This is a genomic window from Mycetocola tolaasinivorans (assembly GCF_003667565.1).
Taxonomy (GTDB): domain Bacteria; phylum Actinomycetota; class Actinomycetes; order Actinomycetales; family Microbacteriaceae; genus Mycetocola; species Mycetocola tolaasinivorans.
This window is the reverse complement of record NZ_RCUX01000015.1, coordinates 34,894-50,811: the sequence shown is the minus strand read 5'-3', so window position 1 is coordinate 50,811 and position 15,918 is coordinate 34,894. Positions and strand designations below refer to the sequence as shown.

At 66.5% G+C, this 15,918-nt stretch carries 15 protein-coding genes; 5 read left to right on the top strand and 10 right to left on the bottom strand.

Going from position 1 to position 15,918, the window contains the following annotated elements:
* Positions 1-214: 214 nt before the first annotated feature.
* Positions 215-928 (bottom strand): DUF3800 domain-containing protein, encoded by a 714-nt coding sequence (locus tag D9V32_RS14960; RefSeq protein WP_121649718.1) that lies wholly within the window; start codon positions 926-928, stop codon positions 215-217.
* A gap of 116 nt (positions 929-1,044) precedes the next feature.
* Here D9V32_RS14960 and D9V32_RS14955 point away from each other — a divergent pair, with 116 nt between their 5' ends.
* Positions 1,045-1,995 (top strand): pseudouridine synthase, encoded by a 951-nt coding sequence (locus D9V32_RS14955; protein WP_121649717.1) that lies wholly within the window; start codon positions 1,045-1,047, stop codon positions 1,993-1,995.
* Here the strand turns inward: D9V32_RS14955 and D9V32_RS14950 are convergent, their stop codons facing one another.
* Both D9V32_RS14950 and D9V32_RS14945 read right to left on the bottom strand, forming a co-directional pair.
* Positions 1,996-2,610 carry a class I SAM-dependent methyltransferase gene (locus tag D9V32_RS14950; protein WP_121649716.1) on the bottom strand — a complete coding sequence of 205 codons (615 nt, stop codon included), beginning with the start codon at positions 2,608-2,610 and terminating at the stop codon, positions 1,996-1,998.
* Between the two features lie 59 nt (positions 2,611-2,669).
* Positions 2,670-3,209, bottom strand: coding sequence for a GNAT family N-acetyltransferase (locus tag D9V32_RS14945; protein ID WP_245982357.1), 540 nt, complete (start codon positions 3,207-3,209; stop codon positions 2,670-2,672).
* 154 nt (positions 3,210-3,363) lie between these two features.
* Here D9V32_RS14945 and D9V32_RS14940 point away from each other — a divergent pair, with 154 nt between their 5' ends.
* From D9V32_RS14940 to D9V32_RS14925, 4 genes are all read left to right on the top strand, one after another.
* Positions 3,364-4,746, top strand: coding sequence for a DHA2 family efflux MFS transporter permease subunit (locus tag D9V32_RS14940; RefSeq protein ID WP_121649715.1), 1,383 nt, complete (start codon positions 3,364-3,366; stop codon positions 4,744-4,746).
* A 60-nt stretch (positions 4,747-4,806) separates the two neighbouring features.
* Positions 4,807-5,400, top strand: coding sequence for a TetR/AcrR family transcriptional regulator (locus D9V32_RS14935; RefSeq protein ID WP_121649714.1), 594 nt, complete (start codon positions 4,807-4,809; stop codon positions 5,398-5,400).
* On the top strand, positions 5,397-6,314 hold the full coding sequence (locus tag D9V32_RS14930; RefSeq protein ID WP_121649713.1) for a DMT family transporter: 918 nt from the start codon (positions 5,397-5,399) through the stop codon (positions 6,312-6,314). The genes D9V32_RS14935 and D9V32_RS14930 overlap by 4 nt, the downstream gene beginning before the upstream one ends.
* Before the next feature lie 402 nt (positions 6,315-6,716).
* A complete protein-coding gene (locus D9V32_RS14925) occupies positions 6,717-7,028 on the top strand; it encodes a hypothetical protein (protein ID WP_121649712.1) in 312 nt (103 codons plus the stop codon).
* A gap of 34 nt (positions 7,029-7,062) precedes the next feature.
* On the opposite strand, the gene D9V32_RS14920 is transcribed toward D9V32_RS14925, so the two are convergent.
* The 7 genes from D9V32_RS14920 to recQ all read right to left on the bottom strand — a co-directional run bounded on the left by D9V32_RS14920 (position 7,063) and on the right by recQ (position 15,852).
* Positions 7,063-7,779, bottom strand: a complete 717-nt coding sequence (locus D9V32_RS14920) for a DUF998 domain-containing protein (RefSeq protein ID WP_121649711.1) — start codon at positions 7,777-7,779, stop codon at positions 7,063-7,065.
* Entirely contained in the window at positions 7,776-8,810 is a 1,035-nt protein-coding gene (locus D9V32_RS14915) for an alpha/beta hydrolase (RefSeq protein ID WP_121649710.1), read from the bottom strand. Before D9V32_RS14915 ends, D9V32_RS14920 begins: the two co-directional genes overlap by 4 nt.
* Positions 8,811-8,887: 77 nt before the next feature.
* Positions 8,888-9,811, bottom strand: a complete 924-nt coding sequence (gene ypfJ / locus D9V32_RS14910) for a KPN_02809 family neutral zinc metallopeptidase (protein WP_121649709.1) — start codon at positions 9,809-9,811, stop codon at positions 8,888-8,890.
* Between the two features lie 85 nt (positions 9,812-9,896).
* Positions 9,897-10,718: an ABC transporter permease gene (locus tag D9V32_RS14905; RefSeq protein WP_121649708.1), complete on the bottom strand. Its 822-nt coding sequence runs from the start codon at positions 10,716-10,718 to the stop codon at positions 9,897-9,899.
* Complete coding sequence (locus D9V32_RS14900; RefSeq protein ID WP_121649707.1) at positions 10,715-11,680, bottom strand: ABC transporter ATP-binding protein; 966 nt, start codon at positions 11,678-11,680, stop codon at positions 10,715-10,717. The genes D9V32_RS14905 and D9V32_RS14900 overlap by 4 nt, the downstream gene beginning before the upstream one ends.
* A gap of 113 nt (positions 11,681-11,793) precedes the next feature.
* Positions 11,794-13,845 (bottom strand): acyl-CoA dehydrogenase family protein, encoded by a 2,052-nt coding sequence (locus D9V32_RS14895; RefSeq protein WP_121649706.1) that lies wholly within the window; start codon positions 13,843-13,845, stop codon positions 11,794-11,796.
* 165 nt (positions 13,846-14,010) lie between these two features.
* A complete protein-coding gene (recQ, locus tag D9V32_RS14890) occupies positions 14,011-15,852 on the bottom strand; it encodes a DNA helicase RecQ (RefSeq protein WP_121649705.1) in 1,842 nt (613 codons plus the stop codon).
* Between the last annotated feature and the right edge of the window lie 66 nt (positions 15,853-15,918).

The following is a 15,918-nucleotide window of genomic DNA, read 5'->3' as shown; positions in this document are numbered from 1 at the left end:
ACCCACGGGCCAATCCCGGGGGTTTTGCTGCCTCCAAAACCCACAGCACCCACGGGCCAATCCTGGATGAGGGGCGCGGACGGGGACACCCGCTATCGGAAGACTCTGAGTTCGCTCATAGGCCTTGGAATTCAGCGGCCAAAGACGTAGCATTAGGGTGCAGGAAGGAAACTTCCCGCCTTGCCGAACCCTCACAGTAGTGGGGGTTTCGTGCTTAAGGCCACACCCGGTTTCTCCCTCTCGGGAATTTCGCCGCAGGTTCGATCAAAGCCCAAAGGTCATTTTGGGCGTTCACTGCTTGAGGGGACGCCGACCCCCGTGTCCTCACACGATTGTAGATATACGTCACAACGTCTGTTGCCTGCAAAATGCGGTTCGATTTCGAGTTAATGAAGGTAATATCCTTGCTGATCCAAGGAAGGTTGCTACTTCGATATCCGTAGGTGCCATGAGCCTGGTACCTCTCGAAATTGCTTCGACTAACATCCGCTGTGTGATGATTGTCCGCGAACACTTGAACCCTTTCCACCGAGGATCCACAGCCGTTAATCTGCTCAAACAGGTGGCTAAAAGCCAGTTCACGTGCTGGAGTCACATTCGGGTATCCCCTCGCTTTCTGCCGACTCACGTCGATACCCTCAATGTAGACACGTGAGTTGCTCGCCACGAGCACCTGCAGGACCTCCCTAAAGATTCCAAGTATGAGTCGCAACGGCAGGCTTCGCCAGGGCTGGCTGCTTGCCCGCATCATCGCACTGGCATGAAACTCTTCATTCGCCGACAGGGCAGGGAAGGAACGCGAGTGTCTCGCCATGATCCGGTGCAACCTCAGTGAAAGCGCGTGAGCATCTGATTCGTCCACCACTACCGCTCCAAGGAAGTAGTAGTCCTCATCGCGTTCAGATTCATCAATATAAGCAAACTTCATAGTTTCACTAGCCCCCCATACAGTCTCTCCCAAGGAACACCTCGGAGCATGGGTGCCGGACAATCTGGACAGCGCTCGACACAAGCCCTCAGCACCACCCACGCTATGCTCGTCTAGTGCCTCCGCGTTCCCCCCTGCCCCAGCGTTTTGGGCTCGATGCGGCGTGGCTGCGCACGAACGATGGCGACCGCGCGAATCCCGCGCCCTGGATCACCATGCGCGACTGGCTGCATTATCGCCTGCCCGAGAATGTCGAGGTAGATGCGTTCCTCGACACCGGCCGATTCGTCTATGCCAGCGGTGAGGCTGTGCGCCCGGGCGACGCCTACCGTTCCAATACCTTCATGTGGTTCCACCGCGATCTGCCCGTCGAGGCACCCGTGCCGGGCGAGATTCGGGTGATCCACCGGGATGAGCGCATCGTCGTGATCGATAAGCCGCCGTTCCTGTCGTCGATCCCGCGCGGCCGACACGTGCGCGAGAGCGTCGTGGTGCGCATGCGCGAGGAGCTCGGGCTGCCCCAGCTCTCCCCCATGCACCGCCTCGATCGCGTCACCTCCGGCGTGCTCATGCTCGCAACCGAGCAGCGCTGGCGCGCGCCCTACCAGACCATGTTTATGCGCGGCGAGGTGCAAAAGGTGTATCGGGCGGTGGCCGGGATCCGCGACGACCTCGAGCTGCCCACCATCGTGCGCAACCACCTGATCAAGGAACGCGGCATCATGAACGCCGAAATCCTGCCCGGCGTCGAACCCAACTCCGAGTCGCTCGTCGAGCTCGAAGCGGAGATCGAGCCCGGCACGGACGGCCAGCGTCGCGGCATCTACCGGCTCTCCCCGCACACCGGTAAGACCCATCAGCTGCGCATGCACATGCTGAGCCTCGGGATCCCGATCGAGGGCGACCCTCTCTACCCGGTGACGCTCGATGTTGCCGTCGACGACTTCAGCACGCCCCTCCAGCTTCTCGCCAGCACGCTGAGCTTCACCGACCCGGTAGACGGCTCCGCGCGCCACTTTGAGAGCACCCGGCCCTTCCCCCTCACCGCCGAGACGCACACCCCCTAGTTAGGCAAGCGCTGCACTCCGGCGCGCGAGGATCGCGCCGTGCGGACGCGCACCGGGATCCGTGCGCTCATGCGTTTCCAACACATCGAACCCGGCCGACTCGATCCGTGCGGCAAGCTCCGCCGCCGGCCACGCATAGGCGGTCACCACCGCGTGATCAAACGGCGCGATCTCGGGCCCGGTAAAGAACCCGATCGCGAGCGAACCACCCGGCACCAGCACCCGGGCACACTCGGCGAGCGCCGCACCCAGCTCCTCTGGCGGCGTGTGAATCAGTGAGTACCAGACGAGAATGCCCCCGATACTGCGATCGGCAGCGGGCAGGTGTTCGGCCTTACCCTCCAGAAAACGAGACTCGGGATACCGTTCGCTGGCGTACCGCACAAACGAGGGCACGGGGTCGATCCCGGCAATCGCGACGCCCTCGGTGCGCAGATACTCGGTCCAGTGGCCCGGCCCGCATCCGACATCCAGCACCTCACCCGTGATTCCCCGGGCCCAGGTACGAAGCAGGTCGCGGTCCTCGGCGGCCGTCGCATCGATATGGCCCAGTACTGCGACATACTCGGCAGAACGCGCGCCATACGCCTCAATGGGAGAGAGCGGGGTAACCATAACCCGACCCTACCCGCTACCGAACCTCCCGGTGCCCTCTACCCGCTACCCGCTACCCGCTACCCGAGGATTCGCTGGAACAGCACGTGGTCCTGCCACTCCCCCGCGATCAGTAGGTAGCGCTTCGCCACCCCGATGCGTTCGAACCCGTTGCGCTCCAGCACGCGCTGCGAGGCCACGTTGTGGAGCAGGGTGCCCGCCTCGAGCCGGTGCAGCGAGAGCGTATCGCGCGCGATAGCCACCATCTCGCCCACCAGGGCGGTCGCGACGCCGCGGCCGGTCAGGCGCTCATCCACCCAGTATCCGAGCGAGGCACTCTGGAAGACGCCGCGCGCGATACCGGTAATCGCCGAGCGTCCGACGATCTCGTCACCGCGGGTCAGCACCACGGGGTAGGTCGAGCCCGCCTCCCGCGTCGCGATCTGCCGGCGCACATCGGTGTGGTGCAGCGCCACCGTATAGAAGTCTTCGCTGCGCGCCGGGTCCCAGGGCTCAAGGTGCGCGCGATTGCGTACGTAGGCAGCGGCGAGCGCGACCTCGTCACCCTCCCGAAGGTCACGAAGCGAGATATCTGCGGGGAGCGCTCTGGGATCAATCACCACAACACCGTACACGAACCCCGCGGCATCGATGATCCCGGCCACAACCCGCCACCCCTCGCTCACGAATCACGCAGCCGCCCGGGCGTAGGATGTGCTTCGGGCCTCGCCCATCAAATCGTTAGCCACCCTAAACATCAAGCGCGAATCGACCATGCCCCACACCCTCACCCCGCTGCGTCGCCTCCTCGCGATGATCGCGCTCCTGCTCTGCCAGCTCACCGCGACGATCGACGCCTCGATCGTGAACGTCGCGCTTCCCGCGCTCTCCCACTCGCTGCACGCGGCCCCGTCCGACACCGTGTGGGTCACCACCGCGTTCCTCCTCGCGGTGGCCTGCGCCGTCCCGATGACGAGCGCCCTCGGCGACCAGATCGGCCAGCGCACGCTCTTCCTCGCCGGTGCGCCGCTGTTCACCCTCGCCTCGCTCGCCTGCGCACTCGCCCCGACTCTCACCACGCTCATCGCGTTCCGCGTGGTGCAGGGCATCGGATCCGCGATGGTCATCGCCGCGGTGATCCCCATGTTCCGCTTCCTCTACTCCCCCGAACGCATCGGCAGCGTGATGGGCATCAACGCGATGACGGTCGCCATCGGCACCGCCGCCGGCCCCACCCTCGGCGGGCTCATTCTCGCCGGGCTCGACTGGCCCTGGCTGTTTCTGATCAACGTCCCCATCGGCATCATCTCGGTGGCCCTCGGTGCGCTATTCCTGCCGCGCACCCCGGCCAAGCGCGGCAACTTCGATGCCCGCGGGTCAATCCTGATCGCCCTCGCCATCGCCGCGTTCCTGCTCGGGATCAGTCAGCTCGTTGACCTCGCCACCATCTGGGTGCCGGGCGCACTCCTCGCGGTGGGCGCGGCATTCACCACGTGGTTCATTCGGCATGAGCGGATCGCCACGCGCCCGATCATCCCGCCGCGCCTCTGGAACGGTGTCTTCTCCCTCGCGGTCCTGACCGCGTGGACCTCGTTCTTCGCGCAGGGCATCGCATTCGTCGCCCTGCCCTTCCTCTTCCAGAGCGAGTTTGGAGCGACCCCGCTACAGTCGGCACTGCTGTTCACCCCCTGGCCGGCGATCATCATCCTCGTCGCCCCCATTTCCGGCCGCCTCGCCGATCGCATTCGCCCCGCCGTGCTCGCGCTCATCGGCCTCATGATCTACACCCTCGGGCTCCTGATGCTCGCGCTCGTGGGTCCGAACCCGCAGATCCTGCCGATCCTCATCGCCACCGCCATCTGCGGCCTCGGCTTTGGCACATTCCAGAGCCCCAACAACCGGGACATGCTCTCCTCCGCCCCGCTCGAACTCTCCTCCTCCGCCTCAGCCGTGCTCAACACCAACCGCACCATCGGGCAGTCGGCGGGGTCCGGTGCAGTGAGCATGGCGTTCGCCCTGTTCGGCGCCGAGGCAGCCTCGCTCGCCGGGCAGGCCGATGCCGCGGCCGGGGTGCTGTGGCTCGCGGTGTTCGCCGCCCTCGCCTCGGTGGTGCTCAGCGCGTTGAAGGTGCGTGAACGCGCCCGGCGCCGGGTCTGAGCTCGCCAACCCCACATCGCTTAATTAGACCGTACGGTATATTTAAGCGATACTGGGGCAATGGGCACCCAGGGAAGAAACAGCGGCCAGCGTCGCGGATCCGCACACGACCGCATTCTGGACGCAGCCTCCCGTCGCTTTTACACCGAGGGTATTGCCGCCACGGGAATTGATGCGATCATCACCGAGGCCGGTGTGGCCAAGATGAGCCTCTACAACAACTTCGCGTCCAAATCAGCCCTGGTGGAAGCCTACGTCGAGCGCCGTCATGCCGAATGGCTCGCGCTCTACGCCACCCGTCGGGCCACCGCCGCCTCCCCCGTGGAGCGCATACTGGCGGTGTTTGACGCCTACATCGACCACGCGGAGGACGCCTACGACCACGGATTCCGCGGCTGCGGGCTACTCAATGCGGCGGCGGAACTGCCCGCGGGAGATGCCGGGCGCCACGCCGTACGCACCCATAAGGAGGAGGTTGAGGGCATTCTGCGCGGGGAACTCCTCGCGCTCACCACCCCGGAGCGGGCGGACGCCCTCGCCACGCACCTGTCGTTCCTCCTCGAGGGATCAATGGCCCGCGCGGGCCTCGCCGGCGCACCAGATCTCCTTCACACCTCGCGGGCGCTCGCCGCGCAGCTCCTCACCACCGCGTGACCCGGCACACCGTCGGCGTTCTCGCCGTGCTCGCCGCCGCACTCCTCTGGGGGACCACCGGAACGGCCGCGAGCCTGGTACCCGAGGTGGGCGCACTCGCCATCGGTTCAGCCGCCATGGGAATCGGCGGCCTCCTGCAGGCGCTCATCGCCCTGCCGAGCCTCCGCAGATCATGGTGCACCCTGCGTGCCCAGCCCGGAATGATCATGCTCGGCGCGGTCTCGGTGGCGATCTACCCCCTCGCGTTCTACGGATCGATGAGGCTCGGCGGGGTGGCCCTCGGAACCGTGATCTCGCTCGCCTCCGCTCCGCTCTTTGCCGCCGCCCTCGAGGCCGTGGCGGATCGCACCCGTCTGCGCAGGCCGTGGTATCTCGCCGCCGCCCTCGGAATCGCCGGGAGTGTACTCCTCTGCCTTCCCCAGGCTCCCGGGGCGGATCTCGCCGGCACACGGATTCCCGTCGGGGTTCTCCTGGGGCTCCTCGCCGGTGTCACCTACGCGCTCTATTCCTATGCTGTTCGACGGCTCATGCTGCACGGGGCCGAACGGGCCGCATCGATGGGGATCGTCTTTGGCAGCGGCGCGATCCTCCTTCTCCCCGTGCTTCTGGCCACCGGCCGTGCCATCCTTTCGGGCCCCGCACCGCTCGCCGTTACCGCCTATATGGCGCTAATCCCGATGTTCCTCGGGTACGTCTTGTTTGGGTTGGGGCTCGCGCGGATCCCGGCGAGCACGGCCACGCTCCTCACCCTCTCCGAACCCGCGGTTGCCGCGGTGCTGGCCGTCTGGATCGTGGGCGAGCACATCGGGCTTCTGGGTTGGATCGGGCTGGGTGTCATCGGCCTGAGTCTCCTGACCGAACTGCGGGTACGGGCTCCCGCCTCGGGAAGAACACGCGCTACGGCACGATCCTAGATTCCAGCACCACGACGCCATTCGCACCCCGGGCGCGTCCCCCCTCCACGGGTCTGTCCCCAGCTCTATCCACAGGTTTCCCCCATTAACCACGGCGTTTTCCACCCCCGCTTGTGAGTTTCCCCCACATTCTCCACAGGGTTATCCACAACCTGTGTGTAATTACATGTGTGTAACTCCTGGGCGGCCGGGCGCGGCGAACGCCCGCCACGCCGGGCCCGTCACGTCCCCCGACGAAAAAATCGGAGGCGCTCATTGCCGTCCCCCCAGAGGTGTATTCCCATCAGACTCAGGGACCCTTCGGCCAGCTCACAGCGAGTAATGAGGGAGTCCCGTACTATCCTGGACACGCAGCACGAAACACAATTCCGGGACCGCCTCGGGAATTTGGAGAGGCACCACGTGAAACAGTCGAAACTCGGGATTTTCTTTGGCATCATCTCGGTACTGACCGGCGCAGTGCTCCCCCTGCTCTCCGCCGCGATGTTTGTTTCCGGTGGCCTCGAGGGCATGTTCTGGATCCCTGTGCTGTTCCTACTGCCACCCATCAACTTTGCGCTGCTCGGCTGCCTGATCCTGAGCCTCGTCTTCGGCATCCTCGCCATCGCCCGGCGCCGCGCCGCACGCGTACTCGGCCTCATCGGCATCTATCTCTGCGTGCTCCAGGTGTTCTGGTACGGCTCGCTCGTCATCGCGCAGTACTTCGCCGGTTAGCCGGTACCCGTTCGGGATACCCGGCCACCGCGGCTCAGGGTTCGGGGGTGCGCCGCGCGAAACCACGGCTCGCGCACCAGAGGATCGCGATCGACGTCGCGATCAGTTCACACCACGCACCAACGTTCGTGGCCACGTGAGCGAGGGCGAGTAAACCGCCCACCCCGGCGATCACCGCTACTCCAGCGGCCGAGGCCCAGGCGATCACCCTGCTACGGCGATCCACACCGGAAACGGCCTGGATGAGCATCGCGATGGCCACCAGCGCAAACCCGCTAATCGCCGCGGTGATGTGCACGGTATCGCGCGCAGTATGAAGCTCACTTCCGGGGACCGGGCACCCGGCCGTACACGGATAGACCGTGGCCACCAGAAACGCCGAGCCCGCAACGATCAGGCACAGCCCACCCAGGAGGAGCGCTCCACCCAGGATGCCGCTCGGAGCCAGCCGCCGCGCTTCCCGCGCGCGCAAGACGTCCGCAGTGCCCAGCAGGACGCCGGCGAGCGCCACCGTGCCCAGCGCCACGGCAAACCAGCCGGCATCGGGTGCCCCGTCGCCGCCCAGCTCGCTCACATAGGCCGGTGCCGCGAACCGCAGGCGAATGACCCAGATACCCACGAGCGCGAGAATCGCACAGAGCGCCCCCAGGGCACCCAGCGTGGGCGCGAGTCGGGACCGCACGTGCGAGCGGGCGCGAGAATCCGTCAGGGTGCGGGAGACGGCGGTGTCCCCGGAGAGGGCATCGGTCACGGACGCGGGCCGGTCTGCGCGGACACAAACGCGACGATCTGGGCGAGCGCCTGCTCGCCCGCCTCGGTGCTCAGGTCAAACTGATACTCGTGCTGCAGCGCGGGCTCGTACCCCTTCGGAAAGAACAGGGTATCCACGGGCACCCCGAGCCCGTCGAGCTTCGTGGCCATCGCCTCCGACTGTGGGGCGAGGCTGTCGGCGTTACCCACGGTGAGGAAGCTCGCCGGGAAGTTCTGATCCACATAGTTCAGGACGGAGGCGGTGCGGGTCTGCGGATCGGAGGCGTAGTCGCGTCGCCCGGTGTACGACCACAGCACGGTCTTCAGGAAGTCGCCAAACGGCCCCTCCACGTTGGCGAGGGAGAGGTCGTAGGCGCCACAGGCGAGCACGGTGGCGCGCAGCGAGGAGGCGGGAATCGACGGCGAGATCGATACCTGCTCGGCATAGTCGAGATTGGTAATGATCGCCGCGGTCTGGGCGGCGATCTGCGAGCCCGCGGAGTCTCCCGCAAGCACCATATTGTCGGGGTCAATGCCCCACTCATCGGCGTCACGGAACAGGAAGCCCAGCGCCGCCATCGTCTGTACCACCGGCGTCGGATAGGTCGCCTCGGGCGCGATCGTGTAGTTGACCCCCACCACGGTGAAACCCTCGTTCGCGAGGATCTTCAGGTAGTTCGCGATCTGTCCCTTATCGCCCGAGATCCACCCGCCGCCGTGAATCCAGACGATCGTGGGGAGCGGATCGCTTCCCGCGCTCTCCGGACGGTAGACATCCAGAACGGTATCGCGCCCCTCCGAATATCGCACGTCGGTGGTGACCCGCACCGGCAGCGGGTTGGCCCGGGCATCAAGCGCGGCGTTCATCTCCTCGCCGCCGCGATCAAACATCGAGCGGACTACGAGGGCCGAGGGCCAGGGGCTCACCTTGAAGGCCGTCCAGGTGAGTGTGCCGAGGGCAATGATGATCGCGAGAATGATCGCGAGCACGCGCAGCAACGGGTGGCGGCGCCCCCAGGACAGTTCGGTCATCTTCCCAGCATATTGGGCGGCATGCGTTTTCCCGGGTTAGGGGCCCCGGAGAGGGGAAACACGGTCGTCTCGGCGGGCTACAGGCGGTCGGTATCGAAGGTATTACAGGCGGTAGCACCGCCGCGATATCCCTCGAGGAACCAGCGCTGGCGCTGATCGCTCGACCCGTGCGTCCAGGCCTCGGAGTGCACCTGGCCGCCGCCCATCTGCTGGATCCGGTCGTCGCCCACGGCCGCGGCGGCATCCAGGGCGTCCCGGATCTGCTCCTCGGTCGGCGGGTTCAGCAGTCGGTTTCCTCCGCGATCGCGCACATTCGCGGCCGCACCGACCCACGAGCCGGCGTAGCAGTCGGCCTGCAGCTCGATCCGGACGGTGCCCGAGGTCGGGCCGGTCTGGCTGCGATCTACGGTGTTGAAGGTGCCCTCGAGGTTTTGGATGTGGTGCCCCCACTCGTGCGCCACGATGTAGAGCTCGGCGAGGGGGCCGCCACGGGCACCAAACTGCGAGCTCAGCTGGCCAAAGAAGGAGGTGTCGATGTAGATGGTCTCATCGCTCGGGCAGTAGAAGGGGCCGGTTGCGCTGGTGGCCGCGCCGCAGCCGGTGGAGGCCGAGTCGGAGAACAGTGAGAACCCCGGGCGGTGATAGCTGGCACGCGCGCCCAGGCTTCCGAAGGCGCCCGCCCAGTAGGGATCGAGGGAGGCCGCGGCCCCCGCCATCCGGCAGTCCACGTTGGCGTTGGCGTCGGCACCGGTCTTGCACCCCTCAAGGCTCTGCCCGGTGATCGCGCCGGGCTCGGCCACCTGCGTGCCACCCAGGAAGCCGGACAGATCCACGCCACCCAGCTGGGCGATGAGGAAGATCAGCACCAGGCCGATTCCGCCACCGCCCACCGCGATCCCCGTGGTGCGGCCGCGACCGGCACGCTTCACGTTGGTGCCGCTGATGTCCGAGTTGGGGTTGAAAGTCACGCGCGAGCTCCTTCTTGCTTGACGCCACGATATCGCACGTTTACCGCCGACGGAGCGATCGGGACGGCGAAAGCCCCGGGATGATGTGCATCATCCCGGGGCTGTGCGAGCGCGGCGGTTAGGCGTCGCGGCGCTTGAGGGCGATCAGGCCGAGCACCAGGGAAACCAGAACCCAGGCGGCAACAACCAGGAAGTCGCCGCCCATGGTCCAGGCAGTGTCCTCCATCTGGCCGGTGATACGGCCTCCGGCGGAGTTCAGCAGGTACGGGAAGAGGTCCCTGACCCAGTCGGCGGGGATCAGCTGCAGCACCACCGGGAGCACCATCAGGGTACCCACGGTTCCGGCGATCGCACCGGCACCGCTGCGAATGATCGTCCCGAGGCCGAGACCAAACAGGGCCACGGCGGCCACGTACACGGCACCGCCGAGGATGTGCGGCAGGACATCGTTATCAAAGAGCGGTGCGTCCTGTCCGCGACCCATCAGTACCAGGGCCACCACGAGGTACGAGGCGGCGGCGGCAACCAGGGCCACCACGAGGGTGCTCACAAACAGCACCAGTGCCTTCGCCAGGAACGCCGAGGTACGCTTCGGTGCCGCGGTCAGGGTGGTGCGGATCATGCCGGTCGAGTACTCGCCGGTGATGACCAGGGCACCGAGAATACCGGCGATCAGCTGACCCACCATGGTGCCACCGGCGGCGGCGATCAGCACGACCTGGGCCGGCTTCATCGCGAACATTTCGGGGTCGGTTGACGTGGTGTCAAAGCTCGACACCATCATCAGGCCGATGCCGGCGGAGAGCAGAATCATCAGGGCAAAGGACCAGATGGTGGAGCGCAGGGAGCGCAGCTTGATCCACTCGGACTGAACCAGCCCGGCGAAGCTCAGCCGGATGGGCGCGCGACGCGTGGTCGCGGGTGCGGTGATGGTGGTCATCGGTTCGTCTCCTGAACGGCCTGGGCGAGTGCCGGGTCGGCGATCGCCGCGGTGCGGTACTCCACGTCATTGGCGGTGAGATCCATGTAGGCCTCCTCGAGGGAGGCGCGGATCGGGGTCAGCTCGTGCAGCGGGATGCCGAGCTCGGCGGCAGCGTTACCCACGTTGGCGGCGGAGAAGCCGATCACGCGCAGCTCGTTCTCGCCGGTGGGCTCGATGCGGGTGCTCGTTCCCGCCCCGGCCGCACGCAGCAGCGCATCGCCCAGCTCGGCGGCACGCGGGCTGCGCACCCGGACGGTTTCGGCGGCGGCACCGGAGATGAAGTCCTGCACCGGGGCGTCGGCGAGCACGCGGCCCTTACCGAGCACGATGATGTGGTCGGCGGTCTGGGCCATCTCGCTCATCAGGTGGCTGGAGAGCAGGACCGTGCGGCCCTGGGCGGCGAGTGAGCGCACCAGCTGGCGCACCCAGCGCACGCCCTCGGGGTCGAGACCGTTGACCGGCTCGTCAAGAATCAGGGTCTGCGGGTCGCCGAGGAGGGCTGCGGCGATACCCAGCCGCTGGCCCATACCGAGCGAGAATCCGCCGACACGCTTGTGTGCCACCGCGCCGAGGCCGGTGAGCTCGATGACCTCACGCACCCGACTCACCGGGATGCGGTGGGTTGCGGCGAGCGCACGCAGGTGGTTGTAGGCGCTGCGGCCCGTGTGCACGGCCTTCGCATCCAGCAGAACGCCGACCTCGTGCAGCGGGGCCGCGTGATCCTGGTAGCGCTTGCCATTGACGGTGACGGTACCGGCCGTGGGGCGGTCAAGGCCCACGATCATGCGCATGGTGGTGGACTTACCCGCGCCGTTCGGACCGAGGAATCCGGTCACCATGCCCGGCTTCACCGAGAATGACACCCCGTTGACGGCGGTCTTCGCCCCGTACTGTTTCGTGAGGTTGGTTGCGTTGATCATGGTTCAACGCTATCGAGGGGGACCCGCCCGCGTCGTCCCCCCGTTGGTCCAAAAACGACGAACGGGGGTCATCCTGTCGGATGACCCCCGTTCGTTATGTGTCAGGGATATCCCTACCGACGGGCGGCCTTTTTCTTCAGGGTCTTCTCGGCGATCGGGGCCTCGCCGCTCGCCCGCTGCGCGCGATAGTACTCGCGTGCCTCGTTCTGACGCTCGGCCTCGGCACCGGAGGCGATGTACGCGCGCAGGTGCGCCTGCTCGTATCCGAAGGCCTCGGCCAGGCCCTGCGCCTGGGGACGCAGACGATCCACGAGGCGGTCGATATATGCGGTCACGGCCTGGGCGCGGGCCGGCGAGAGCCGGCCGTTGATGAGGTACCAGGCGGCATGCTTCTCGATCAGGCTCAGTCCGAAGAGATCGCGCAGCCAGGTAAGAACCGTGAGGGTGCCCGGATCCTCGATCTTCTCCAGCGCCCGGGTAAACGCTTCCCACTGCAGTAGCTCGGCGTGGGCTCGCGCCGCCTCGATGAGCTCGTTCTGCTGGGTGTTGAACAGCGCGGCCGCGGCGGCCGGACCCATCTTATTTGCCGGGCGCAGTCGGCCCGCGATCTCGCCGATCATCGTCTCGACACGACCGGTCAGGAGGTCACGCTGCTCGTCCTCGTCGCGCACGTGCCCGACCGAGCGGGAAACCTGACCGAGATCGGCGACGTTCTGGGTGAGCCTGCGCAGCCCCGAGCCGTGGAAGGCACGATCGGTGGCCTGTCCCACGGCAAAGCGCGCGAGGTCACCGCCACTGGCCCCCTTGAATCGGCGCGCATAGTCACCCAGCAGACGCTTGGCGACGAGCTGCAGGAGCACGGTGTTATCTCCCTCGAACGTAACGTAGACGTCGAGATCGGCCCGCAACCCCACCAGGCGATTCTCGGCGAGGAAGCCCGCCCCACCACACGCCTCACGTGCCTCCTGAATCACGTCGAGCGCGTTCCAGGTCGACAGCGACTTGAGCGCGGCCGCGAGGGTTTCAAGGTCCTGACGGTCCTCATCGGTGTCGTGCTTGCCGCTGAACACCGCGTCGAACTTGGTGAGCAGCTCATCGTGGGCGAAGTTCTGCGCGAAGGTCTGGGCGAGCTTTGGGATGAGCCGGCGCTGGTGCCGCTGATAGTCGAGCAGCACCTCCTCATCGACCTCCGAGGCCGCGTTGAACTGGCGGCGCTCGTTGGCGTAGGTGAGCGCGATCTGCAGCGCCATCGCGCTGGCCACGGTGGCCGCACCGTCGAGGGATACTCGGCCCTGCACGAGCGTTCCGAGCATCGTGAAGAACCGGCGGCCGGGGCTCTCGATCGGCGAGGAGTAGGAGCCGTCCGCTGCCACGTCGCCGTAGCGATTGAGCAGGTTGGTGCGCGGAATGCGCACGTCGGTGAAGTGCAGGCGACCGTTGTCGATGCCGTTGAGCCCGCCCTTCAGGCCGTCATCCTCACCACCGATTCCGGGCAGGAAGTCACCGTGCTCGTCGCGCAGATCGATGAAGAACGCGTGCACGCCGTGGTTGACGCCCTCGGTGATGAGCTGGGCAAACAGCACGCCGGCGATACCGTGCAGGGCCGCGTTGCCGAGGTAGTCCTTCCAGGCACCGCGGAACGGGGTGTTGATCACGAACTCATCGGTATCGGGGTCAAAGGTAGCGGTGGTGCCGATCGAGGCCACATCCGACCCGTGCCCCGTTTCGGTCATCGCAAAAACGCCCGGAATGTCGAGGCTCATGATGCCCGGCAGCCAGCGCTTATGGTGCTCCGCGGTGCCGAGGTGCATCACCGCCGAACCGAACAGGCCCCACTGCACACCCGCCTTGATCTGGAGCGAGGGATCCGCGGTCACGAGCTCCTCGAATCCGGCGATATTGCCGCCGTGATCCTCGCGCCCGCCCACGCTCTTGGGGAACGCCGCGTGCACCTGGCCGTCCTCAACCAGCAGCTTCAGCTGGCCGAGGACGCGATCGCGATGGGCATCCATGCCCAGTGCGTTGTCACGGTGCATATCCGGATGGGCCGAGAGCGCACGGGAGTGCAGTCGTGCCTCGGGCCACGTGCCCAGCAGTGCCCGGTGCAGAATTTCCGGGTTGAAGGTGGCGCCGTTGCCCTCGGCGTTGGTCGTGGTGTGAGACATCGCGAGCCTTGCCTTTCCAAGTCGTGGAGTGTGATCCAACGCTAGGAGGGCAAACAGTGGAACGGAAGTATCCCGTGTGCCGAGCACAAAGGCCATGCCTCGCCGTCGTGAAAATTAGTGGATGATCCACTAAGGGCGAGGCAAAACCTCGTGGGATAGTGACTGTTACCGGCCGAGGAAGGCGCGCACGACGTCGACGAGATCCTCGCCGTAACGCTCGAGCTTCTTCTGCCCCACCCCGGTGATGCCGGCCAGACGAGACACATCGAGCGGGCGGGTCTGGGCCACCTCGCGCAGCGTGGCATCGCCAAACACGATGTATGCGGGCACGCCCTGCTCCTGAGCCTCGCCCGCACGCCAGGCGCGCAGCTCCTCGAACAGCTCGAGATCGCGCGGCTCGAGATCGGCGTTTGCCCCGCGGCGCGCGGCCGAGGAAGCCCCCCGCAGCGAGCGCGCGATCTCGGCGCGCAGCGGAACCGGCTGGCCGCCGGAGAGTACCGCGGCACTGCTCTGCGAGAGCGCCATGGTGCCAAACTCACCCTGGCTGATGAGCAGCCCCCGGGCGAGCATCTGGCGCACGACCCCGCGCCACTGCGCCTCGGAGAGGTCCTGGCCGATGCCCCAGGTGGCGAGGGTCTCGTGGCCCCACTTCTCGGTGCGCGGGGTGGTTTTTCCGCGCAGAATATCGATCAGGTGCCCGGCACCGAACGACTGGCCACGCTCACGCTGCAGACGCACGATGGTGCTCAGCAGCTTCTGCGCGGGCACGGTGCCGTCCCACACCTGCGGCGGGGTGATGCACACGTCACAGTTGCCACAGGGCTGCCCCTGCTGGCCAAAGTACGCGAGGAGGTTGACCCGGCGGCACTCCACGGTTTCGCACAGCGCGAGCATCGCGTCGAGGTGCTGCCCGAGGCGGCGACGGTGGACCGCGTCCCCCGGAGACTCATCGATCATGCGGCGCTGCTGCACGACGTCCTGCAGACCGTAGGTGAGCCAGGCCACGCTGGGTTCCCCATCGCGACCCGCACGGCCGGTCTCCTGGTAGTACCCCTCGATGCTCTTGGGGAGGTCGATATGGGCGACAAAGCGCACGTCGGGCTTATCGATACCCATACCGAACGCGATGGTCGCGACGATCACGATGCCATCCTCGCGGAGGAAGCGCGCCTGGGTGTGTGCGCGCACATCGGTGGGGAGCCCCGCGTGATACGGCAGTGCGTTGATCCCGTTGGCGCGCAGGAACTCGGCGGTGGCCTCGACCGTCTTGCGGCTGAGCGCGTAGACGATGCCGACCTGGTCCTGCCCCTCGGAACGGATGAACTCGAGCAGCTGCTTGCGCGGCTCGGACTTGTTCACGATCCGGTATTGGATATTGGGGCGGTCAAAGCTCGAGACGAAGTCCGCCGCGTCCTCCATCCGCAACCGCTCGCGAATTTCACGGTGGGTGGCCTCGGTGGCGGTAGCGGTGAGGGCGATCCGCGGCACATCCGGCCACAGTTCGGCCAGCTCTCCGAGCGCGAGGTAGTCGGGGCGGAAGTCGTGGCCCCACTGGGACACACAGTGGGCCTCATCGATCGCAAACAGCGAGACGTTGCCGTTCGCGAGGAAGCGCTTGGTCTGGCCCGAGCTCAGCCGCTCGGGTGCCACGTACAGAAGGTCGAGCTGGCCAGAGAGATACGCCTGCTCCACGCGTTCTCGCTCCTGGGCATCCTGGGTGGAGTTCAGGAATGCGGCGCGCACACCCACCGAGAGCAGGGCGTCGACCTGATCCTGCATGAGCGCGATCAGCGGCGACACCACCACCGCGGTGCCCTCACGCAGCAGCGCCGGCACCTGATAGCAGAGGCTCTTACCGCCACCGGTGGGCATCAGCACCACCGCGTTACCACCCGCGCGCACCGTCTCGACGATCGCGGCCTGATCCCCGCGGAAGGACTCATAACCGAAGACGCGCTGGAGGATCTCCAGCGCGGTGGGTGCGGGCGACGCGGTGTGGGTACTCATTCTCTCCAGGCTACCGGTTGCGGCGCTCGGCCTGCCGTCCCGGGACGGCAGGCCGAGCGTTATTTT